18 protein-coding genes and 1 tRNA gene are annotated in these 21,011 nt (G+C 64.2%); 8 read left to right on the top strand and 11 right to left on the bottom strand.

Annotation, left to right across the window (positions count from 1 at the left end):
- Positions 1 to 50: 50 nt before the first annotated feature.
- The 4 genes from ACI2KK_RS08530 to ACI2KK_RS08515 form a co-directional block, all read right to left on the bottom strand.
- On the bottom strand, positions 51 to 302 hold the full coding sequence (locus ACI2KK_RS08530) for a DUF1653 domain-containing protein (protein WP_404668599.1): 252 nt from the start codon (positions 300 to 302) through the stop codon (positions 51 to 53).
- Positions 303 to 382: 80 nt separating this feature from the next.
- Entirely contained in the window at positions 383 to 1,558 is a 1,176-nt protein-coding gene (gene fadA, locus ACI2KK_RS08525) for an acetyl-CoA C-acyltransferase FadA (RefSeq protein WP_217888421.1), read from the bottom strand.
- 31 nt (positions 1,559 to 1,589) lie between these two features.
- Entirely contained in the window at positions 1,590 to 3,737 is a 2,148-nt protein-coding gene (gene fadB, locus ACI2KK_RS08520) for a fatty acid oxidation complex subunit alpha FadB (RefSeq protein WP_369990546.1), read from the bottom strand.
- 576 nt (positions 3,738 to 4,313) lie between these two features.
- A complete protein-coding gene (locus ACI2KK_RS08515; protein ID WP_404668598.1) occupies positions 4,314 to 4,751 on the bottom strand; it encodes a hypothetical protein in 438 nt (145 codons plus the stop codon).
- Positions 4,752 to 4,859: 108 nt separating this feature from the next.
- Between ACI2KK_RS08515 and ACI2KK_RS08510 the strand changes: the two genes are divergently transcribed.
- Positions 4,860 to 5,300 (top strand): universal stress protein, encoded by a 441-nt coding sequence (locus tag ACI2KK_RS08510; protein ID WP_217888419.1) that lies wholly within the window; start codon positions 4,860 to 4,862, stop codon positions 5,298 to 5,300.
- A gap of 116 nt (positions 5,301 to 5,416) precedes the next feature.
- Here the strand turns inward: ACI2KK_RS08510 and ACI2KK_RS08505 are convergent, their stop codons facing one another.
- Positions 5,417 to 7,348 (bottom strand): ATP-binding cassette domain-containing protein, encoded by a 1,932-nt coding sequence (locus ACI2KK_RS08505; protein WP_404668597.1) that lies wholly within the window; start codon positions 7,346 to 7,348, stop codon positions 5,417 to 5,419.
- A gap of 212 nt (positions 7,349 to 7,560) precedes the next feature.
- On the opposite strand from ACI2KK_RS08505, the gene ACI2KK_RS08500 reads away from it, so the two are divergent.
- On the top strand, positions 7,561 to 9,489 hold the full coding sequence (locus ACI2KK_RS08500; protein ID WP_404668596.1) for a transglycosylase SLT domain-containing protein: 1,929 nt from the start codon (positions 7,561 to 7,563) through the stop codon (positions 9,487 to 9,489).
- 50 nt (positions 9,490 to 9,539) lie between these two features.
- On the opposite strand, the gene ACI2KK_RS08495 is transcribed toward ACI2KK_RS08500, so the two are convergent.
- Together ACI2KK_RS08495 and ACI2KK_RS08490 are read right to left on the bottom strand one after the other, a co-directional pair.
- The gene (locus tag ACI2KK_RS08495) at positions 9,540 to 10,343 is read right to left on the bottom strand and encodes an MOSC domain-containing protein (RefSeq protein WP_404668595.1); all 804 of its coding nucleotides are present in this window, start codon (positions 10,341 to 10,343) and stop codon (positions 9,540 to 9,542) included.
- Between the two features lie 60 nt (positions 10,344 to 10,403).
- Positions 10,404 to 11,339: a chemotaxis protein CheV gene (locus ACI2KK_RS08490; RefSeq protein ID WP_404668594.1), complete on the bottom strand. Its 936-nt coding sequence runs from the start codon at positions 11,337 to 11,339 to the stop codon at positions 10,404 to 10,406.
- Positions 11,340 to 11,692: 353 nt separating this feature from the next.
- Here ACI2KK_RS08490 and ACI2KK_RS08485 point away from each other — a divergent pair, with 353 nt between their 5' ends.
- The 3 genes from ACI2KK_RS08485 (at position 11,693) to ACI2KK_RS08475 (ending at position 14,123) form a co-directional block, all read left to right on the top strand.
- The gene (locus ACI2KK_RS08485; protein WP_404668698.1) at positions 11,693 to 12,202 is read left to right on the top strand and encodes a histidine kinase; all 510 of its coding nucleotides are present in this window, start codon (positions 11,693 to 11,695) and stop codon (positions 12,200 to 12,202) included.
- A gap of 375 nt (positions 12,203 to 12,577) precedes the next feature.
- Positions 12,578 to 13,474 (top strand): sensor histidine kinase, encoded by an 897-nt coding sequence (locus ACI2KK_RS08480; RefSeq protein WP_404668593.1) that lies wholly within the window; start codon positions 12,578 to 12,580, stop codon positions 13,472 to 13,474.
- Positions 13,464 to 14,123, top strand: a complete 660-nt coding sequence (locus tag ACI2KK_RS08475) for a response regulator (RefSeq protein ID WP_404668592.1) — start codon at positions 13,464 to 13,466, stop codon at positions 14,121 to 14,123. The genes ACI2KK_RS08480 and ACI2KK_RS08475 overlap by 11 nt, the downstream gene beginning before the upstream one ends.
- On the opposite strand, the gene yegS is transcribed toward ACI2KK_RS08475, so the two are convergent.
- On the bottom strand, positions 14,107 to 14,994 hold the full coding sequence (yegS, locus tag ACI2KK_RS08470; protein WP_404668591.1) for a lipid kinase YegS: 888 nt from the start codon (positions 14,992 to 14,994) through the stop codon (positions 14,107 to 14,109). The genes ACI2KK_RS08475 and yegS overlap by 17 nt on opposite strands.
- A gap of 370 nt (positions 14,995 to 15,364) precedes the next feature.
- Here yegS and ACI2KK_RS08465 point away from each other — a divergent pair, with 370 nt between their 5' ends.
- Positions 15,365 to 16,600, top strand: coding sequence for a glycosyltransferase family 4 protein (locus ACI2KK_RS08465; protein WP_404668590.1), 1,236 nt, complete (start codon positions 15,365 to 15,367; stop codon positions 16,598 to 16,600).
- On the opposite strand, the gene glp is transcribed toward ACI2KK_RS08465, so the two are convergent.
- Positions 16,589 to 17,815 carry a gephyrin-like molybdotransferase Glp gene (gene glp / locus ACI2KK_RS08460; protein ID WP_404668589.1) on the bottom strand — a complete coding sequence of 409 codons (1,227 nt, stop codon included), beginning with the start codon at positions 17,813 to 17,815 and terminating at the stop codon, positions 16,589 to 16,591. The genes ACI2KK_RS08465 and glp overlap by 12 nt on opposite strands.
- A complete protein-coding gene (gene moaB, locus ACI2KK_RS08455; protein ID WP_404668588.1) occupies positions 17,799 to 18,338 on the bottom strand; it encodes a molybdenum cofactor biosynthesis protein B in 540 nt (179 codons plus the stop codon). The genes glp and moaB overlap by 17 nt, the downstream gene beginning before the upstream one ends.
- A gap of 177 nt (positions 18,339 to 18,515) precedes the next feature.
- Here moaB and ACI2KK_RS08450 point away from each other — a divergent pair, with 177 nt between their 5' ends.
- Both ACI2KK_RS08450 and ACI2KK_RS08445 read left to right on the top strand, forming a co-directional pair.
- Positions 18,516 to 18,737, top strand: coding sequence for a YgdI/YgdR family lipoprotein (locus tag ACI2KK_RS08450; RefSeq protein ID WP_217843545.1), 222 nt, complete (start codon positions 18,516 to 18,518; stop codon positions 18,735 to 18,737).
- A gap of 81 nt (positions 18,738 to 18,818) precedes the next feature.
- Positions 18,819 to 18,895 (top strand) — tRNA-Pro (locus ACI2KK_RS08445).
- A 125-nt stretch (positions 18,896 to 19,020) separates the two neighbouring features.
- On the opposite strand, the gene mqo is transcribed toward ACI2KK_RS08445, so the two are convergent.
- The gene (gene mqo, locus ACI2KK_RS08440) at positions 19,021 to 20,601 is read right to left on the bottom strand and encodes a malate dehydrogenase (quinone) (protein ID WP_404668587.1); all 1,581 of its coding nucleotides are present in this window, start codon (positions 20,599 to 20,601) and stop codon (positions 19,021 to 19,023) included.
- Positions 20,602 to 21,011 lie beyond the last annotated feature (410 nt).

Here is a 21,011-nt window from a genome sequence, read left to right as displayed (position 1 = left end):
CGCGGCACCGCTATATATAGTGGCAAAAGAGTGAGGTCAAGCGCGGTCGATCACTCGTGCGCCTTGCCAAGCAGTTCAGGCAAGCCCTCTTCGGCCTTGACCAAAGCAAAGCGTGGCACCTGCTCGCCGTCAACCTCGACGGACTCCTGGAACATCGAAAGCGGCCTCACCCAGAAGCTGTAATCACCATACAGGCACTGGTAGAAGACCATCCACTGTTCGTTCTCGGAATGCCGCGCAGCGCTGAAGACACGGTACTCAGGCCCTTTGTAATGCCGGTATACGCCTGGCTGTATCTGCATGTCGCCCACCCTCTTGAAACAAAACCTGTAAAAAAACAAAAACCGGGGCACAGGGCCCCGGCTGTTGCCTTGCCACGCGATCAGACGCGCTCGAAGACCGTGGTGATACCCTGACCGAGGCCAACGCACATGGTCGCCACCCCGAGGGTGCCGCCATTTTGCTTCATCACGTTGAGCAGGGTGCCGGAAATCCGCGCACCGGAGCAACCGAACGGGTGGCCCAAGGCAATGGCGCCGCCGTGCAGGTTAACCTTCTCATCCATCTTGTCGAGCACTTTCAAATCTTTCAGCACTGGCAGGGCCTGTGCTGCGAAGGCTTCGTTGAGCTCGAAGTAGTCGATGTCGGCGATGCTCAAACCCGCGCGCTTGAGGGCTTTTTGCGTGGATGGCACCGGGCCGTAGCCCATGATCGCCGGGTCCACACCGGCCACCGCCATGGAGCGGATCACCGCCAGCGGCTGAATGCCCAGGTCCATGGCGCGCTGCCCGGACATGACGATCATGCACGAAGCACCGTCGGTGATCTGCGACGACGTACCGGCAGTCACGGTGCCGCCCTTGGGGTTGAACGCAGGCTTGAGCGAGGCCAGGCCTTCGAGGGTGGTTTCAGGGCGAATGGTTTCGTCGTAGTCGAAAACCTTGAGGAAGCCGTTCTCGTCATAACCCTGCATCGGGATGATCTCGTCCTTGAACTTGCCTTCGACCGTCGCCTTGTGGGCGAGCTGGTGCGAACGCAAGCCGAACAGGTCCTGCTGCTCACGGGTGATGCCGTGCATCTTGCCGAGCATCTCGGCAGTCAGGCCCATCATGCCCGAGGCCTTGGCCGCGTGCAGCGACAGGTGCGGGTTGGGGTCGACGCCGTGCATCATGCTGACGTGGCCCATATGCTCCACGCCACCGACCACGAACACGTCGCCGTTGCCGGTCATGATTGCCTGGGCGGCGGTATGCAGCGCGCTCATCGACGAGCCGCACAGGCGGCTGACGGTCTGCGCCGCCGAGGTGTGCGGGATCTGGGTCATCAGCGAGGCCATGCGGGCGATGTTCCAGCCCTGCTCGAGGGTCTGGTTGACGCAGCCCCAGATCACGTCCTCGACTTCTTTCGGGTCGACCTTGCCGTTGCGTTCCAGCAGCTTGCTGATCAGGTGCGCCGACATGTCTTCGGCGCGGGTGTTGCGGTGCATGCCACCCTTGGAGCGGCCCATCGGCGTGCGACCGAAGTCGACAATCACCACGTCTCTTGGATTCAGGCTCATATCAATAATCTCGCTCTAGCTCGTTGGGCGCTCAGTTGAAGAAGCGCTGGCCGTTCTTGGCCATTTCGCGCAGCTTCGCAGTGGGGTGGTACAACGGCCCCAGGTCGGCGTATTGGTCGGCCAGTGCGACGAACTCGGCGACCCCGATCGAATCGATGTAGCGCAGCGCGCCGCCGCGGAACGGAGGGAAACCGATACCGTAGACCAGGCCCATGTCGGCTTCGGCTGCGGTTTCGACGATGCCGTCTTCCAGGCAGCGCACGGTCTCCAGGCACAGCGGCACCATCATCCAGTTGATGATGTCTTCGTCAGTGACTTCACGCTGCTCGAAGACCACCGGCTTGAGCACGTCCAGCACGGTGGCGTCGAAGACTTTCTTCGGCTTGCCGCGCTTGTCGGTCTCGTAGGCATAGAAGCCCTTGCCGTTCTTCTGGCCCAGGCGGTTGGCCTCGTACAGGGCGTCGACGGCCGAGCGGCGGTCGTCCTTCATGCGGTCCGGGAAGCCTTCGGCCATCACGTCGCGGCCGTGGTGGCCGGTGTCGATGCCGACCACGTCCATCAGGTAGGCCGGGCCCATGGGCCAGCCGAACTTCTCCATCACCTTGTCGATGCGCACGAAGTCGACACCGGCGCTGACCAGCTTGGCGAAGCCGCCGAAGTACGGGAACAGCACGCGGTTGACCAAGAAGCCCGGGCAGTCGTTGACCACGATCGGGTTCTTGCCCATTTTCTTGGCGTAGGCCACGGTGGTGGCAACCGCCACTTCACTGGATTTTTCGCCACGGATCACTTCCACCAGCGGCATCATGTGCACCGGGTTGAAGAAGTGCATGCCGACGAAGTTTTCCGGGCGCTTGAGCGCCTTGGCCAGCAGGTTGATCGAGATCGTCGAGGTGTTGGAGGCGAGGATCGCGTTCTCGTTCACCTGGCCTTCCACCTCAGCCAGCACGGCTTGCTTGACCTTCGGGTTCTCGACCACGGCCTCGACGACGATGTCGACGTTGGCGAAGTCGCCGTAGGACAGGGTCGGGCGAATGGCGTTGAGCGCCTCGGCCATCTTGGCCGGGGTCAGGCGGCCCTTCTCCACACGGTTGCCGAGCAGCTTGGAGGCCTCGTTCAGGCCCAGCTGGATGGCTTCCTCGCGGATATCCTTCATCAGGATCGGGGTGCCCTTGACCGCCGACTGGTAGGCGATGCCGCCACCCATGATGCCAGCGCCGAGCACGGCGGCCTGCTTCACGTCGTGGGCGATCTCGTCATGGGCCTTGGCCTTGCGCTTGAGCTCTTGATCGTTCAGGAACAGGCCGATCAGGCTTTGCGCAACCGAGGTCTTGGCCAGCTTGGCAAAGCCTGCGGCTTCGACTTCCAGGGCCTTGTCACGGCCAAAGTTGGCGGCCTTCTGGATGCTCTTGATGGCTTCGACCGGGGCCGGGTAGTTCGGGCCGGCCTGGCCGGCAACGAAGCCCTTGGCGGTCTCGAAGGCCATCATCTGCTCGATGGCGTTGAGCTTGAGCTTCTCAAGCTTGGGCTGACGCTTGGCCTTGTAGTCCAGCTCGCCGCTGATGGCGCGCTTGATCAGGTCCAGGGCACCGGCCTGCAGCAGCTCGGGGGCCACCACGGCGTCCACGGCGCCGACTTTAAGCGCGTCTTCGGCGCGGTTTTCCTTGCCCGAGGCGATCCACTCGATGGCGTTGTCCGAGCCGACCAGGCGCGGCAGACGCACGGTACCGCCGAAGCCTGGGTAGATGCCCAGCTTGACTTCCGGCAGGCCGATCTTGGCGCTGCTGGACATGACGCGGTAGTCCGCCGCCAGGCACATTTCCAGGCCGCCACCCAGGGCGATGCCGTTGATGGCCGCGACGGTCGGCACTTCGAGGTCCTCGAAGGCATTGAAGATGCGATTGGCTTCCAGGTTGCCGGCAACCAGTTCGGCCTCGGGCAGCTTGAAGTTGTCGACGAATTCGGTGATGTCGGCGCCGACGATGAACACGTCCTTGCCGCTGCTGACGATCACGCCCTTGACCGAAGCGTCGGCCTGGATGGCGGCGACGGCTTCACGCAGTTCGTTGAGCGTGAGGCGGTTGAACTTGTTGACGGACTCACCCTTGAGGTCGAACTTCAGTTCGACGATGCCGCTTTCAAGAGCCTTAACCGTGATGGCTTTACCTTCGTAAATCATCAACTGATCTCCACGATATGGAAGCTGAACTGTACACGCCGATCGCTGGCGCAAGTGCCGGATTGCCGGTCGCTTGCCGCAGGCACACCCGTCGGCGGGCTGGTCGGGATGCTGTAAGAGCGGTCTGACATACAAACGCTCAATTCATACGCCCGTTTGATTTGGGTGTGCACACATTCTCCGAAATGATCGGCGTTGTCAAATGCTCGCGAACACCCTGAAAACGCGACTTTCCAGTCATGTTGTACTCCTCGGGTATGAAACATGATGACAGTGATCGCCGATCATTCATGTCAGCCATAAGCCATGGGCCGGCGCTTGCGGGCAGATTTTTTTAAACGCGCCCGCCAGCACTGGCTACACTGGCACCCACTGCACCCATTTCCGGCCTGCCTGGCCTTTTCTGCGCAAGCAGAAACGCATAGCGGCGCGCAGGAGCCCTTAAGCTCCTGCGCGCCGCTATGTCGTTGTGGGGTGGGGATTTGGGTCAGTTGACCCGCCCCCACAGGGTTGGGCGGCACCTGTGGGAGCGGGTTTACCCGCGAAGGGCTGCAAGGCAGCCCCGGCACTCAGATTTCAGGCAAGGGTTTCCAGGGCATAGGCAATATCCTGCAACACAGCCTTTTCACCGCGCTCACTCCAGTACAGGGCGATCATGCGGGTATCGGCCTCGACCTTGTAGACGCTCTCGGGCAGGCGCGCGAAAACCTCTGCCAGACGCGGGTCGGCGCAGGGTTCGCGCCACTGGTTGCACCACACGCCGGGGCTGACCTGCCAGTAACACCAGCTGTCGTCACGGCCCTTGCTCCGGGCGCGATGGTACTGCGGGCACGGGCTTGGCGGTTCCTTTTCCAGCCAGTGCGGCCACTGCTGCGGGGCCAGTTGCATCGCCAGCCCCATGCGCCGCCCCTCAAGGCGCAGGCTCATCTGCTGGCTCTGCTTGCGCGACGGGCGCAGCCAGGCCAGCGGGCTCAAAACCACCGCAAGGATTGACACAACCAGCCATACCGTCATATCTGTAGACCTATAAAGCGTTGCAAATGAGCGGGTTACTCGGTTTCACGGAAGGCCCGAGCGAAAGCGACCATACTTCTACTATCGCGATTGTCAGGAGTACTGCACATGTCTTATGAACATCTTCTGGTCGCCGTCGACCTGACCGAAGAATGCGACCCGGTGATCAAGCGTGCCAAGGCCATTGCCTTGGCCAGCGGCGCCAAGGTTTCCCTGGTGCATATCGTCGAGCCCATGGCCATGGCCTTTGGTGGCGATGTGCCGATGGACCTGTCGCAGTTGCAGCAGCAACAGTTCGATCAGGCCAAGGAACGCATGGACCGGCTGTTTGCCAAGTACCCGGACATCAACCGCGGCGACTCGCACCTGGTCTATGGCCAGCCGCGCCAGGAAATCCACCAGCTGGCCAAGGATCAAAAGTGCGACCTGATCGTGGTCGGCAGCCATGGCCGCCACGGCCTGGCGCTGTTGCTGGGCTCCACCGCCAATGATGTGCTGCACGGCGCGCCATGCGATGTGCTGGCGGTGCGACTGCAGAAAAAAGAATGATTTGACCTGCAAGGCCCCTTCGCGGGCAAGCCCGCTCCCACAGGACCCCACCAATCTTCAGACCAGTGGGTTACCTGTGGGAGCGGGCTTGCCCGCGAAGGGGCCGGCAGTGCTGATCAGCCTTCCAGCTCGGCCCAGCGCTCTACCAGTACATCCAGCTCACCCTGCAGCTTCTCGATCTTGGCCAGCACTGCCGAAGTTTCGGCAATCGGCCGCTGATAGAAGCCCGCAGCGCTCACTTCTTCCTGTGCCTCGGCCATGCGCTGCTCCAGCGCATCGATCTGCCCTGGCAGCATTTCCAGCTCTCGCTGCAGCTTGTAGCTGAGCTTCTTCTTGTTGGCATCGGCCTGCGGCGCAGCAGTGGCAAGCGGCTGCGCCTCTTCCACCGGCTTTGCCACCACGGCGCTGTTGAGCTCGGACTTGCCGCCCTTGCTCTCGGTCACGCCCAGCAGCTTCGGCGAGCCGCCCTGGCGAATCCAGTCCTCGTAACCGCCGACGTACTCGCGCACGCGGCCCTCGCCTTCGAACACCAGGGTGCTGGTGACCACGTTGTCGAGGAAGGCCCGGTCGTGGCTGACCATCAGCACCGTGCCCTTGTAGTTGGACAACACCTCTTCGAGCAGCTCGAGGGTCTCGACGTCGAGGTCGTTGGTCGGTTCGTCCAGCACCAGCAGGTTGGCCGGCTTGCTGAACAGCTTGGCCAGCAGCAGGCGTGCACGCTCACCGCCAGACAGCGCCTTGACCGGCGTGCGGGCACGATGCGGGCTGAACAGGAAATCGCCCAGGTAGCTGAGCACGTGGCGGTTCTGTCCTTCGATCTCGATGAAGTCGCGGCCTTCGGCGAGGTTGTCGATCACCGTCTTCTCGAGGTCGAGCTGGTGACGCATCTGGTCGAAGTAGGCGACCTCCAGCTTGGTGCCGCGCTCGACCTTGCCGGAGGTCGGTTCCAGGTCGCCCAGCATCAGCTTGAGCAGCGTGGTCTTGCCGGTACCGTTGGCACCCAGCAGGCCGATACGGTCCTGGCGCTGCAGCACCATGGAGAAATCCTTGACCAGCTTCGGCCCGCCCTGGTGCGCGAAGCTGACGTCTTCGAGCACCATGACCTGCTTGCCGGATTTGTCGGCCACTTCGATCTGGATGTTGGCCTTGCCCTGGCGCTCGCGACGCTCGCCACGCTCCACGCGCAACGCCTTGAGCGCACGCACGCGGCCTTCGTTGCGGGTACGGCGGGCCTTGATGCCCTGGCGAATCCACACTTCCTCTTGCGCCAGGCGCTTGTCGAACAGCGCGTTGGCGGTGGCTTCGGCGGCCAGTTCGGCCTCCTTGTGCACCAGGAAGCTGGCGTAGTCGCCGTTCCAGTCGATCAACCCGCCGCGGTCCAGTTCAAGAATGCGGGTGGCGAGGTTTTGCAGGAACGAGCGGTCGTGGGTGATGAACAGCACCGCACCACCAAAGCCCTTGAGCGCCTCTTCCAGCCAGGCGATGGCACCGATGTCCAGGTGGTTGGTCGGCTCGTCGAGCAGCAGCAGGTCAGGCTCGGACACCAGCGCCTGGGCCAGCAGCACGCGGCGGCGCCAGCCACCGGACAGCTCGGCCAGGGTCTTGTCGGCCGGCAGTTGCAGGCGGCTCAGGGTGCTTTCGACCACCTGCTGCAGGCGCCAGCCGTCGCGGGCTTCCAGCTCGTGCTGCACATGCATGAGTTTTTCCAGGTCGTCATCGCCCTGGATGTTCTGGCTCAGGTGGTGGAACTGCGCCAAAAGCTCGCCGACGCCGTCCAGGCCCGCGGCCACCACGTCGAACACCGAGCGCGAGTCGGCCACCGGCAGCTCCTGCGGCAGCTCGCCGATCTTAAGGCCCGGAGCGCGCCAGATATCGCCGTCGTCGGCCTTCTGCTCGCCCTTGACCAGGCGCAGCATGCTCGACTTGCCAGTGCCGTTGCGGCCGATGATGCACACCCGCTCGCCACGGGCGATCTGCCAGGAAACCTTGTCCAGCAGCGGCATCGCGCCGAATGCAAGGGACACATCGCTGAATTTGAGCAGGGTCATGATCGTCTCCAAAAACCGGGCGCGCATTCTACCTGACTTGCGCCGCCTCGGCATCAGCCGAACACCGACCGCCTGCCGGGCGCGGCATTACAACTCGATACAAGCACAGTGCTTTCACCGCTCCCCGGCAAACGGCTAAGCTAGGCAGTAATAAATACCCCACAGTGCTGGCTTCGCCGTCACTCTCTATGGTTCAACTGCCCGGACGTATCATGCGCAGCCGCCTGTTACAACTTGCTTCCTGCCTGCTGCTCACCGCCACCGCCGCGAGTGCCGCACACGCCGTCGACCTCACCCAGCAACGCCAGTACTACGATGAAGCCAAGCGCGCCCTGGCCAAGGGCGACAAGGGCCCGTACCTGCGCTACGCCCAGGCGCTGCGCGACTACCCGCTGACGCCCTACCTCACCTACGACGAACTGACCGCCCGGCTAAAAAGCGCCAGCAACGAGGAAATCGAAGGTTTCCTCGCCCAGCATGGCGACCTGCCCCAGGCCAACTGGATGAAACTGCGCTGGTTGCGCTGGCTGGCCGAACGCGGCGAATGGAACACCTTCGTCAAGTACTACGACCCCAAGCTCAATTTCACCGAACTGGACTGCCTCAACGGCCAGTACCAGCTCACCCACGGCCTGCGCGCCGAAGGCTTCGCCACCGCGCAAAAACTGTGGAACGTCGGCAAGTCGCAACCGGCGGCCTGCGACACCCTGTTCGCCCTGTGGGCCGCTGAAGGCCAACTGACCGAAGCCAAGCGCTGGGAGCGCGCCAAGCTTGCCGCCCAGACGCGCAACTACAGCCTGGCCGGCAACCTGGTGAAAACCCTGACCACCCTCGCCCCCCAGGGCAAGCTGCTGCTGGATGTGGCGCAAAAGCCCGAGCTGCTCAACCAGCCGTCGCGTTTCATGCCGGTCAGCGAAGCGATGTCCGATGTGGTCAGCCTGGGCCTGCGCCGCCTCGCCCGACAAGACCCGGAGCAGGCCATGGCGCTGCTCGACGACTACGCCTCGCGCATGCACTTCAGCCGCGACGAGAAAGTCGCCATCGCCCGCGAGATCGGCCTCACCCTGGCCCGGCGCTACGACCCCCGCGCCCTCGACCTGATGACCCGTTACGACCCCGAGCTGCGCGACAACACGGTCAGCGAATGGCGCATGCGCCTGCTGCTGCGCCTGGGTCGCTGGCAGGACGCCTACGAGCTGAGCAAGCGCCTGCCCCAGGACCTGGCCGGCAGCAGCCGCTGGAAGTACTGGCAGGCGCGCAGCCTGGAGCTGGCGCAGCCGAGCAACCCGCAAGTGCCGCTGCTGTACAAGAACGTCGCCCGCGAGCGTGACTTCTATGGTTTCCTCGCCGCCGACCGGGCGCAAACGCCGTACCAACTGAACAACAAGCCGCTGCTGCTGAGCCAGCAGGTGATCAACAAGGTGCGCAACACCCCGGGCATCCGCCGCGCCCTGGAATTCCACGCCCGTGGCCAGGTGGTCGAGGGCCGGCGCGAGTGGTACCACGTCAGCCGCCACTTCAACCGCGACGAAATGGTCGCCCAGGCCCGCCTGGCCTACGACATGCGCTGGTACTTCCCGGCCATCCGCACCATCAGCCAGGCACAGTACTGGGATGACCTGGACATCCGCTTCCCCATGGCCTACCGCGACACCCTGGTGCGCGAAGCCAAGGTCCGTGGCCTGCACTCAAGCTGGGTGTTCGCCATCACCCGCCAGGAGAGCGCCTTCATGGAAGACGCCCGCTCCGGCGTCGGCGCCAGTGGCCTGATGCAGCTGATGCCGGCCACCGCCAAGGAAACCGCGCGCAAGTTCAGCATCCCGCTGGCCTCGCCGGCCCAGGTGCTCAACCCGGACAAGAACATCCAGCTCGGCGCCGCCTACCTGAGCCAGGTGCACAGCCAGTTCAACGGCAACCGCGTGCTGGCCTCGGCCGCCTACAACGCCGGCCCCGGCCGCGTGCGCCAATGGCTCAAGGGCGCCAAGCACCTGAGTTTCGATGTGTGGGTCGAATCGATCCCGTTCGACGAGACGCGCCAGTACGTGCAGAACGTGCTGTCGTATTCGGTCATCTACGGGCAGAAGCTCAATTCACCGCAGCCGCTGGTGGATTGGCATGAGCGCTATTTCGACGATATGTAACAGCACCGCCCCCAGCAGGAGCCGGCTTGCCGGCTCCTGCTGGGACCACCTCACTCCAGCACCTCGACCGCCATCCCCACCTGCAACTCCCCTTCCCCGTCCACCGCCAGGTTTTGCCCGAACAGCACATCGCCCTCCTTCTCGCGGAAGGTCTTGAGCGTGGTCAACGGCTCGCGGTCCGGGCTGCGTTCGCCGGTGGCCGGGTCAAGGGTGGTGAGGATGCAGCGCACGCTGGGCTTGAGCACACGCAAGGTCATGGCACCGATGCGGATGCGCTTCCACTGGTCCTCGGCAAAAGCCTCAGCCCCTTCCACCACCAGGTTGGGGCGAAACCGCAGCATCTGCATGGGGCGCCCGACCCGTCGGCTCAATTCATCCAGCGAAGCCTGGCCAATCAGCAGCAGCGGGAAGCCGTCGGGGAACGCTGCACGGTCGCTGGCCAGCCCATAGCCGCTGGGCAGGTAACGCGCCCGGGGCTCGGGGCAGTGCACCAGGCGCACCGATTTACCCAGCAACTCGCTGAGCCAGGCGGCCGCCGCATCGCCGGCATCCGGCACGCGCAAGGTGTCGCGCCAGATCGTCACCCCACGCAGCGCCTCGTCGGCAGGCGGCACCGCCACCTGCAATGACACCCGGCCGACCGCGGCCAACAGCAACGAGCCGTCGGCCAGGTAGTCGGCGTGGATCAAGCCAAGCATGGGCCAGGCACGCTGGGTAAGAAAGCGGCCGTTGTCAGCCTCCACCACCATCCAGCGCCGATCGCCTGCAAGCCCCATGCTGCCGACCGCAGAAGCCTGCAGGCTTTGCGCCTGCACTGACTTCACCGGGTAACGGTACAACGCGCTCAGAATCATTCCCTACCCACCCAGTGCCGGTAAAAAACCAAGCTTATACCGCGCACCGGCGTTCAGGTATCAGGCAGTGGTCTGCAGCATGTTCAAGCGCTGGCGCACCACTTCGACCAAACGGTCCGGCTGGAACTTGGAAAGGAAGTTGTCGCAACCGACCTTCTTCACCATCGAGTCGTTGAAACTGCCCGAAAGTGAAGTGTGCAATACCACGTAGAGGCTGCGCAGGCGCGGGTCGTTGCGAATCTCGGTGGTCAGCCGGTAGCCGTCCATCTCGGGCATTTCGGCATCGGTGAAGACCATCAGCAGCTTCTCGCACACATCTTCGCCGGCGTCGGCCCAGCTCTTGAGCAAACGCAGGGCCTTGAGGCCATCGCTGGCCACGTGCAGCTTCAGGCCCAGTTGCGAGAGGGTGTCGCGCAACTGCGCCAGGGCTACGGTGGAGTCGTCCACCAGCAGGACCTCGCGCCCGCGGGCACGCGCCAGCACCGGGTCTTCGAGCTTGTCGCGGGAGACCTTGGCGCTGTAGGGCACGATTTCGGCCAGCACCTTTTCCACGTCGATGATCTCGACCAGCTTCTCGTCCACCTTGGTGATGGCAGTGAGGTAGTGCTGCCGGCCGGCGCTGGTGGGCGGCGGCATGATCGCCTCCCAGTTCATGTTGACGATGCGGTCCACGCCGCCCACCAGGAAGGCCTGCACCGAGCGGTTGTACTCGGTGACGATGATGGTGCTGTCCGGGCCCGGTTGCAGCGGGCGCATGCCGATTGCCTGGGACAGGTCGATCACCGGCAAGGTCTGGCCGCGCAGGTTGACTACGCCGCACACAAAGGTGTGGCGCTGGGGCATCAGGGTCAGCTTGGGCAACTGCAGCACTTCCTGCACCTTGAACACGTTGATCGCGAACAATTGCCGGCCAGCCAGGCGGAACATGAGAATTTCCAGGCGGTTCTCACCCACCAGTTGCGTACGTTGGTCTACCGTATCGAGAATGCCGGCCACTAGGAAAACCCCCAGGCTTTAGTCGGAAAAAATGAGTTGCATCAACCCTGTATCGGCGGATACTGGCGCAGCTTGACCCCTTGTGGAAAAAGCTGTCGGGGGTGATTGATATCACTTTACCATCATGCTTTACTGCTGCCACTTCCCTCCCGTTCGCCGCCCTGGCTGAACCCCAAACCCCGAAGGCCCATCAGGGAAACCCCTAGAGGCAATCGGGTGCAACCTGATGTTCGCAATATCCATTAGCCATTAATGTGACGCCATTCTCAATGCATGAACGGAGTCAGGCTTTTGTCAGCGATCGCTTCGGTGTGGCCCACCCCTGCTCCAGCCCTGTGCGCTGGAGTGACATGATGGACAACACAGCCCTGCCGACCGGGACGTTGCAGGACTTTCTTCTGGATGCGCAGGTCTTGCTCAGCGGCGCCCAGGAGTGCCTGCAGCACCTGGAACTGATCGGCAACGACCCCGATGCCTGCCTGTGCCTGGACGAAACCCTCGACACCCTGGCCCAGCGCTGCGACAAGCTTGCGCTGGATGAAGTGGCGCAATTCACCCGCACCCTACAGCAACTGCTGGCCCCAGCCTGCACCCGCCAACACCTGGAAGGTGCAGCGCTGCCGGTGCTCGGCGCCTGCCTCACCCTGCTGGCCTGGCAACTGGAACTGCTCGACCCGCAGACCGGCCGCCTGGGCATGGACATCGACGAGCAGCAGGCGTTGCTCAACGAACTGGCCAGCCTGCTTGGTCAACCAAAGCCGCAAACGTGTGCGCCTTGCCAGACGCTTGGCAGCACCTGCGCCCATGCCCATGTTCAACCGGCGTCGCAGCACAGCCAGCCAACGGCGGGCAACAGCAACTAACGCTTCAAGCGCCGCACACACAAACTAAACCCAGCTAGAACTTGCAAAGTGGGACAAGTTTTTGTCCACATACTTTGCAGGGTTCTTAGTTAGTTGCCACGGCATGAATTGAATACCAATACAGTAATGGCACAGTGCCACTTCTACGCGTATGGCGGGGCTTGATGAAACCCCCGAAAATCCGAGGTTTCAAGCAGTTAACCTTCGCGACCAAAGCGGTACGAAGTGTTAAGATGCGTTCATTCGAACATGCGCACCGTTAATAATTGGTCGATTGGACACGAGCCCGGTGCGTGATAAAACCCCGGGGCGCCCGATCAACTGTTAGTCATGTGCCATGCCTTCAACAGCAATCATTCAGTGGCTTCCCTATCTATGCTTGAACGCTTGAAGACTCTCCGGCGTTGCCACTCCAGGGCTGCCCTGTTCCGTTGGGCAACCACGGCGCTGTGCCTGGCGTCATTGGCAGCCAACCTGATCCTCTACCTGCGCACCCAGCCGCTGTCGGCCAGCCTGTTGCTGCTGCAACTGGCGGCCATGATCAGCGTCGGCTGGCACCTGCGCCACTGGGCACGCTCCATCAGCCTGCGCCCGGCAGAGCTGGCCACGCGCATGCTCAAGGTGCAGGAAAGCGAACGCCAGCGCCTGAGCCGCGAACTGCATGACGACATCGGCCAACTGCTCACCGCCGCCAAGCTGCAGGTCGACTGGCTGCAACGGCGCGTGCCGACGGACCTGCAAGCGCATTGCACAACCTTGCGCGGCACCCTTGAGCAAACCCTGGGTAACGTGCGCGATGTATCCGCCCTGTTGAACCCACGCCAACTGGCCAGCCTGGGCCTGGAGGCCAGCCTGCGCGAGCACCTGCTGCGCACCCTGGCCAACAGCGGCATCCACTGGAGCCTGGACTGCAATCAACGCCTGGGCGGCATCAGCGACGACGTGACCATGGCCGCATTCCGTATAACCCAGGAAGCCGTCACCAACGTGCTGCGCCACGCCCAAGCCGGCAACCTGGTGGTGCGCCTGCAGCGCACGCCTGCCGGCCTTGCCCTGTCGATCCACGATGACGGCTGCGGCTTCTGCCCCGCCGGCGACCCTGCCGAGGCCGGCCAACGCGGCATGGCCGGCATGCATGAACGTGCCACCGCCTTGCAAGGCAGCCTGACCGTGGTCAGCCAGCCTGGGCAAGGCACCCAGATCGACGCCCTGTTCCCATGGCCGCCCCGTAGCCAGGAACGCGCCAGGACCCCTGCACCCGATGACTTGTAGACTACTGCTGGTGGACGACCACTCCCTGATTCGCGCAGGCGTCAGGGCACTGGTATCGGACATTCCCGGATACACCGTGGTTGGCGAGGCCGAAGACGGCGCGCAACTGCTCGAACAGGTGGCAAGCCTGGCCCCCGACATCATCCTGCTGGATATCTCCATGCGCTCCACCAGCGGCCTGGACGCCCTCACCCAACTGCGTGCCAGCGGTTGCACCAGCAAGGTGCTGATGCTGTCGATGCACACCGACCCGGAACTGATCATGCGCGCGCTGGAAAGCGGCGCCCATGGCTACCTGCTCAAGGACACCACCGCCACCGAGCTGGAACAGGCCTTGAGCGCCCTGCGCAGCAATGAGCGCTACCTCAGCCCGGCCATCGCCCACACCGTGATCAACCAGGCCCTGCAGCGCGCGCAGACCTCCAAGGTGCCCGGTGACGAGCGCCACAACCTCACCGCCCGCCAACTGGAGATCCTGCGCCTGATCGTGCGCGGCAAGTCCACCCGGGAGATCGCCAGCGGCCTGGGCCTGTCGATCAAAACCGTCGAGACCCACCGCTCGCAGATCATGAAACGCCTGCAGATCTACGATGTGGCCGGCCTGGTGCTGTTCGCGGTGCGCGAGAAGATCATCAGCCTGGACGACTGAGCAGCGGCGAATCGGCGGGCAGGTGTACCCGCAGCGCCTTGGGCAGCGCCTCGAAGCGCAGGCTGTCGGCCTGCAGGGGTTCGCCGTCGAGGTTGATGTCCAGCCCTTGCGAGCTCTTGATCTCGACCCAGGGCAGGCGCGCCCGCACGAACAGTTCCTCACCGGCCAGCAGGCCGCGCAGCGCGCCGACCATCTCTTGTGGTGCCGGCAAAATTCCGATATCCAGCAGGCCGTCGTCGGCCTTGGCCTCGGGGCACAGAATATGCCCGCCACCGGCCTGCCGGCCATTGCCGATACCCAGCGCCAGCAGGTCGCCCTGCCACTGAAAGCCCGGCCCCTGCAGCTCCACCGAGGCGCTTTGCAGCTCGCTGAAGCGTGACAGCCCGGTGAACAGGTAGGCCGCAGCGCCCAGCACCTTTTTCAGGTCTTCGGAAGTATTGGCCGTGACCTGGCTGCCAAAGCCGCCAGTGGCCATGTTCAGGAACAACTGGTCCCCCACCCGCCCCAGGTCAATGGGCCGCGCCGGCTGTTCCAGCAAAGCCAGCGCCGCCGCCGGTTCCAGCGGCACGGTTGCAGCCTTGGCGAAATCGTTGGCAGTGCCCAGCGGCAACAGCACCAGGCTTGCCTGCCCTTGCGCCTGGGCCAGGGCCTCGGCCACATCGCGCAGGGTGCCATCGCCCCCGCCGGCCACCACATGGGGGTAGCCCGCCGCCAGCGCCTCGCCCACCAGGCGCTGGGCATCACCCGCTTCCCAGGTCAGCCGTACATCGAGTTGCCAACCGCGCTCGCGCAACTCGCCCACGGCAGCCCGCACCTCATCGTTGGTGGCTTGCTTGCCGTGCAGGATCAGCAGTGCCTTGCGTTCGGCCATCGTCGTTCTCCGTGAAAATACCCTGTGGCTATCTCGACCATTTCGCAGGGCGAATTGCTCCCTGGCCCTGCACAAATTCACACAGCCCTGTAGGAGCGGCCTTGTGTCGCGAAAGGGCTGCGTAGCAGCCCCGGATTTGTGCCGCACATCGACATTACCGGGGCCGCTGCGCGGCCCTTTCGCGACACAAGGCCGCTCCTACAGGGGCATACCACAGCTGCCTGCCCGTTGCCTGCCAAACGGCCTGGGCGAGCCAACCATCGTGGGCTTTACTCATACCCAAGGACGCGCCCCGGCACCCACCCTCGCAGGTGAGCTGCCAGCGGGCGCGTCGTGCTTTGCGGCCGGCCGACAGCGAGGATCAAGGGCCATGCGCATACTCTGGACACTGCCCTACCTGCCCTGGCCCACCACCAGCGGCTGCAAGACCCGGCAATACCACCTGCTGCGCGAACTGGCCGGGCGCGGGCACCGCATCACCCTGCTGGTGCAGTCCAAGGTGCCACTCGGCGATGCCGCCCGCGAAGCTCTGGAGCCTCTGCTGGAACGCCTGATCGTACTGCCCCGGCGCGCCGTGCACAGCCCGCTGAACCTGCTGGCCTCGCCGATCATCGACTACCCCATGCGCGCCATCATCAACGGCCTGGCGCCCTGCCTGCGGCACCGTTTCGAGCAGTTGCTGGACGAGACCTGGGACGTGATCCAGATCGAGCACAGCTACAGTTTCCAGCCGTTCGAGAAGGCCCTGCAGGCGCGCGGCCTGCCCTACATGCTCAGCGAGCACACCCTGGAATCGGTGATGGGCGCCGCCAGCCACGACCGCCTGCCCCTGTGGCTGCGCCCGCTCAACGCCTTCGACCGCTGGCGCTACCGGCGCTGGGAGCAACGCGTGCTGCGCCAGCCGAGTGAATTGGTAGCGGTAAGCCCGCATGACGCCGAACTGATCGGGCAGATCAGCGGCCGCCCGGTCAACGTGGTAGTCAATGGCGTCGACTGCGAGCACTACCTGGCAGTGCACCCGGCGCTGCACAGCCAGCGCCTGCTGTTCGTCGGCAACTTCGAATACGGCGCCAACCTCGAAGCCATCGAGTGGGCGCTGGAGGACATCCTGCCGCAGGTGTGGCAAAGCAACCCGGCGGTGCGCCTGGCCATCGCCGGGCATGCGCTGCCGGCCAGCTGGAAACTGCACTGGAACGACCCGCGCATCGAATGGGTAGGCTACCGTCCCGACCTGCGCGAGCTGCAACGGCGCTCGGCGCTGTTCTTCGCCCCGCTGCGCTATGCCGGCGGCTCGAAGGTGAAAATACTTGAAGCCATGGCCGCCGGCCTGCCGGTGATCACCACCAGCAAGGGTGTGTCGGGGCTTGCGGCAAACCGCGGCGAGCATTACCTGGCCAGCGACGACAGCGGGCAGTTGGCGCTGCTGCTGACCCAACTGCTCAATCAACCGGCGCGCATGGCCCAGCTGGGCGAGGCCGGGCGCGCGTTCGCCCGCCAGCGCCATGACTGGAGCGTGGCGGCCCAGCAACTGGAGAACGTGCACATGCGCCTCGGCCAGCTGGCACCGGCCAGTACCCCGCCGTTGGGCGGGGTATTAGCCAAGTAGCTCGCTGAAAGGAATAAACGGCACCAGATCGCCCTGGCCTGGGGTGCTGCCTTCACGCACCTCCACCACACCTTCCGCCCAGGCCGCGCTGCGCAACACGCCAGAGCTCTGGTTCTTGTAGATGCGTACCCGGCCTTCTTCGATACGCGCCCGCAGGTACTCCCGGCGGTTGCCTGGCTTGGGCCAGTCGAAGCCTGCCGGCACGTTGAAGCGCAGCGGCGTGACATCGGCCACGCCCTGGCGGCGCAGCAAGTACGGGCGGGTAAGCAGGCCGAAAGTAACCAGTGTCGAGGCCGGGTTGCCCGGCAGGCCGATCACCGGCACGCCCTGGTAATGGCCAAAGGTCAGCGGCTTGCCTGGCTTGATCGCCAACTTCCACAGGGCCAGCTCACCGGCTTCGCGCAGGGCGAGGCCCAGGTAGTCGGCCTCGCCCACCGAGACGCCGCCGGTGGACAGGATAAGGTCGACATCGCCCAGCGCCGCCAGGCACTCGCGAGTACGCTGCAGGTCGTCGGCCAGGATGCCGGCATCCACCACCTCGCAGCCCAGGCGCTGCAACCAGCTGACCAGCAGGCGGCGGTTGCTGTTGTAGATCTGCCCTGGCCCCAGCGGCAGCCCGGGTTCGACCAGTTCATCACCGGTCGACAGCACCGCAACCTTAGGTTTGCGCACCACGTCCAGGCGGGCAAAACCCAGGGTCGCCGCCAGGCCCAGCTCGATCGGGCCCAGCCGGGTACCGGCGCTCAGCACCACTTCGCCGGCGCGAGTCTCCTGGCCCTTGGGGCGTATGTTGCTGTCAATCGTCAACGGCTCGAGAAAGCGTACCCGGCCGTCTTCCAGCACTTCGGTGTTTTCCTGCATCTCGACGCAGTCGGCGCCCTCGGGCAGCGGCGCGCCGGTGAAGATCCGTGCGCAGGTGCCCGGCTGCAGGGGCGCCGGAGCGTGGCCGGCAAAAATGCGCTGGCTGACCGGCAACGGCTCGCCCTGCCAGTCGCCCTGGCGCAGGGCGTAACCGTCCATGGCGCTGTTGGGCCAGGGCGGCAGGTCGAGCCCGGCCACCAGCTCACGGGCCAGCACCCGGCCTTCGGCATCGGCCAGGCCGACCTCTTCGGTTTGCCTGATGGGCGCCGCCTCGGCCAGTGCCAACAGGCGCTCGAGGGCTTCTTCCACCGGCATCAACGGCCGGGCCGGCGCTGCCTCAGCCACGGCTTTCACAGGCCGCTGCCTGCTTCAGGTGCGGGACGAAATTGCACGGGCGGTGGCGGTTGTCCAACTGCTCGGCGAGGATGCCGTCCCAGCCGGTGCGTACCGCGTTGGTCGAGCCCGGCAGGCAGCACACCAGGGTGCCGTTGGCCAGCCCGGCCAGGGCGCGGGACTGCACGGTGGAGGTGCCGATGTCGGCCACCGAGATCTGCCGGAACAGCTCGCCAAAACCGTCGACCTGCTTGTCCAGCAGGCAGGCCACGGCTTCGGGGGTGCTGTCGCGGCCGGTGAAACCGGTGCCGCCGGTGACCAGCACCACCTGCACCTGCTCGTCGGCAATCCAGGTGGCGACCTGGGCGCGAATCTTGTACAGGTCGTCCTTGAGCAGCGCCCGGGCGGCAAGCTGGTGGCCGGCCGCGGTCAGGCGGTCGACGAACAGCTGGCCGGAGGTGTCGGTGTCGAAGGTGCGGGTGTCGCTGACCGTGAGCACGGCGATGTTCAGCGCCACGAAGGGGGTATCTGCCTTGGCTTTCATGGGGTCCGTCGCAGGGAGTGTGTACTGGCGGCTGTTATATCACAGGCCACCTGCCGCAGCCCGGGCGTTGTTCCTGGTCAATGCCGCGGCGAGGTCGCTATGCTGCACTGTGCAAGGAACTTGCGTGGACGCCCCGCGTCTCAATGTCATCCAGCACCCTCGAATTGGAGAATCATGATGATCCCACGGACCCTTCCAGCCTTCCTGCTTGCCCTGGGCCTCGGCGCCCTCGCCGGCTGCGCCTCGCCAGCCGTCATCACCCTGAACGACGGCCGCGAGATCCAGGCAGTCGACACCCCGTCCTATGACGAAGACTCTGGCTTCTACGAATTCGAACAGCTCGATGGCAAGCGTACGCGCATCAACAAGGACCAGATCCGCACCGTCAAAGAGCTCTGATTCAGCCCCTCATTTCAACGCAACTCCTTTTTGCAACAAGGGGTTGCGTTGAAAAAAACCATGCAGTAGCATTTCGGCCATCGGAGTGTAGCGCAGCCAGGTAGCGCGTCTCGTTCGGGACGAGAAGGCCGCAGGTTCGAATCCTGTCTCTCCGACCAAATCCCCAAAAAGCCCGCCTTGCGCGGGCTTTTTTGTGCCTGCCGGAAAGCATCGCCGGCAAGCCGGCTCCTACAGGGAAACGTATGCGCCTTCCATTGCAGGAGCCTGCTCGCCGCGATCAGCCTTATTGCAGGCTCACGGCCGCCTCTGGCAACACCGGCACATACAGCAGCTGCAACCGCGCACTGCTCCACTCGCGGGTCTTGTTGGTCAGGGCCAGGTCGTTGTTCAGTTGCTGCCCGTAGGTGGGCACGATCTCTTTGAGCTTGGCCTGCCATTCAGGGGTCTTGATGCGGTCCTTGAAGGTCTTTTCCAGCACCGTCAGCATGATTGGCGCAGCGGTCGAAGCACCGGGCGAGGCGCCCAGCAACGCGGCGATGCTGCCGTCCTGGGCGGCCACCACTTCGGTGCCGAACTGCAGGATGCCGCCGTGTTCTGCGTCCTTCTTGATCACCTGCACACGCTGGCCGGCCTGCAGCAGTTGCCAGTCTTCGTTCTTCGCGTTGGGGAAGTACTCGCGCAATGCCGCCATGCGGTCGTCGAAGCTGAGCATCAGCTGGCCCATCAAGTAGGTGCTGAGGTCAAGGTTGTCGATGCCGGCATGCATCATCGGGCCCACATTGTGGCGGGTCAGCGAGGCGAACATGTCCAGCAGCGAGCCGTGTTTCAGGTACTTGGTGGAGAAGGTCGCGAACGGGCCAAACAGCAGCACCTGCTTGCCGTCGATCATCCGGGTGTCGAGGTGCGGCACCGACATCGGCGGCGCGCCGACCGAGGCTTTGCCATACAACTTGGCCTTGTGCCGGGCGACGGTATCGGCGTTGTCGGTCATCAGGAACTGGCCGCCTACCGGGAAGCCGGCGTAGCCGTCGGCTTCGGGGATGGCGGACTTTTGCAGCAGCTTCAACGCACCACCACCGGCGCCGATGAACACGAACTTGGCCTTGACCTCGTTTTGCTCGCCACTGGCAAGGTCGGCCACCACCACGTTCCAGCTGCCATCATCGTTACGCACGATGTCGCGTACTTCGTGGCCCAGGTGCAGTTTGACGTTGGGGTTGCGGGTCATTGAGGCGAACAACTGGCGGGTGATCTCGCCGAAGTTCACGTCGGTGCCGATGGCCATGCGGGTGGCGGCCACGCGCTGGTCGGGGTCACGCCCTTCCATCACCAGCGGCACCCACTTGCGGATCTGGTCGTGGTCTTCGGAGATTTCCATGCCGCGGAACAGCGGGCTGTGCTGCAGGGCGGCGACGCGCTTGTGCAGGAACGCGATGTTCTCTTCACCCCAGACGAAGCTCATGTGCGGCACGTTGTTGATGAACGAACGCGGGTTGCTCAGCACGCCCTGCTCGACTTGGTAGGCCCAGAACTGCTTGGACACCTCGAACTGCTCGTTGACGTTGACCGCCTTGCTGATGTCGATACTGCCGTCCTTGCCTTCGCTGGTGTAGTTCAGCTCGCAGAAGGCGGAATGGCCGGTGCCGGCGTTGTTCCAGGCGTTGGAGCTTTCCTCGGCGACCTGGTCCATGCGCTCGTAGATGTCCACCTTCCAGCCGGGCTCAAGCTCGGTGAGGTAGGTGCCCAGGCTGGCGCTCATGATGCCGCCGCCGATCAGCAGCACGTCGACGGTTTTCTGGGGCTCTTCGGGTTTGGAGCAACCGATGACGCTCAGGCAGAGGAACGTCAGCAGGATTTTCTTCATTGGAGCTTTCCGGTTGTTGGTGTTATCGCGGGCTGCGATAGCGAAGAGCGTGCCAACCGGGTTGGGGGCTTTGTTTGCGGGGCGGGGCGGTGGGGGTGATGGCGACAAACCGCCACAGGGGTGGGGATGGGGTTGGGTGGGTGGCGGGATTCCCCCCGCTGGGGTTCCGGTTCCGGGCTCATGGTGATTGCTTTTGGAGATGTATGCGCATTCATTGACGATAAGCGCTTTTCGTCACCTTTCCGCCCTTACGGCGGGTTACTTTGGTCGCGGCCAAAGTAACCAAAGCCGCCCTGCTCCCATCATCCGGCCCTCCGCTTCGCTCCGGGTTCCCTCGCTCCGGGCTTGCTCCGGAGGTACGCGCCGACGGGCCGTCCCTGGCCCGATCGGCGCTCGACCGGCATCCATGC

The organism is Pseudomonas sp. NPDC089406 (assembly GCF_044900265.1).
Taxonomy (GTDB): Bacteria; Pseudomonadota; Gammaproteobacteria; order Pseudomonadales; family Pseudomonadaceae; genus Aquipseudomonas; species Aquipseudomonas fakonensis.
This window is presented reverse-complemented; position numbering and strand designations above follow the sequence as displayed.

What these genes read in the sequence shown, in the direction of transcription:
- ACI2KK_RS08530 (WP_404668599.1), bottom strand. Translation starts at nt 302, where the DNA reads ATGCAGATACAGCCAGGCGTATACCGGCATTACAAAGGGCCTGAGTAC.
- fadA (WP_217888421.1), bottom strand. Translation starts at nt 1,558, where the DNA reads ATGAGCCTGAATCCAAGAGACGTGGTGATTGTCGACTTCGGTCGCACG.
- fadB (WP_369990546.1), bottom strand. Translation starts at nt 3,737, where the DNA reads ATGATTTACGAAGGTAAAGCCATCACGGTTAAGGCTCTTGAAAGCGGC.
- ACI2KK_RS08515 (WP_404668598.1), bottom strand. Translation starts at nt 4,751, where the DNA reads ATGACGGTATGGCTGGTTGTGTCAATCCTTGCGGTGGTTTTGAGCCCG.
- ACI2KK_RS08510 (WP_217888419.1), top strand. Translation starts at nt 4,860, where the DNA reads ATGTCTTATGAACATCTTCTGGTCGCCGTCGACCTGACCGAAGAATGC.
- ACI2KK_RS08505 (WP_404668597.1), bottom strand. Translation starts at nt 7,348, where the DNA reads ATGACCCTGCTCAAATTCAGCGATGTGTCCCTTGCATTCGGCGCGATG.
- ACI2KK_RS08500 (WP_404668596.1), top strand. Translation starts at nt 7,561, where the DNA reads ATGCGCAGCCGCCTGTTACAACTTGCTTCCTGCCTGCTGCTCACCGCC.
- ACI2KK_RS08495 (WP_404668595.1), bottom strand. Translation starts at nt 10,343, where the DNA reads ATGATTCTGAGCGCGTTGTACCGTTACCCGGTGAAGTCAGTGCAGGCG.
- ACI2KK_RS08485 (WP_404668698.1), top strand. Translation starts at nt 11,693, where the DNA reads ATGGACAACACAGCCCTGCCGACCGGGACGTTGCAGGACTTTCTTCTG.
- ACI2KK_RS08480 (WP_404668593.1), top strand. Translation starts at nt 12,578, where the DNA reads ATGCTTGAACGCTTGAAGACTCTCCGGCGTTGCCACTCCAGGGCTGCC.
- ACI2KK_RS08475 (WP_404668592.1), top strand. Translation starts at nt 13,464, where the DNA reads ATGACTTGTAGACTACTGCTGGTGGACGACCACTCCCTGATTCGCGCA.
- yegS (WP_404668591.1), bottom strand. Translation starts at nt 14,994, where the DNA reads ATGGCCGAACGCAAGGCACTGCTGATCCTGCACGGCAAGCAAGCCACC.
- ACI2KK_RS08465 (WP_404668590.1), top strand. Translation starts at nt 15,365, where the DNA reads ATGCGCATACTCTGGACACTGCCCTACCTGCCCTGGCCCACCACCAGC.
- moaB (WP_404668588.1), bottom strand. Translation starts at nt 18,338, where the DNA reads ATGAAAGCCAAGGCAGATACCCCCTTCGTGGCGCTGAACATCGCCGTG.
- ACI2KK_RS08450 (WP_217843545.1), top strand. Translation starts at nt 18,516, where the DNA reads ATGATCCCACGGACCCTTCCAGCCTTCCTGCTTGCCCTGGGCCTCGGC.
- mqo (WP_404668587.1), bottom strand. Translation starts at nt 20,601, where the DNA reads ATGAAGAAAATCCTGCTGACGTTCCTCTGCCTGAGCGTCATCGGTTGC.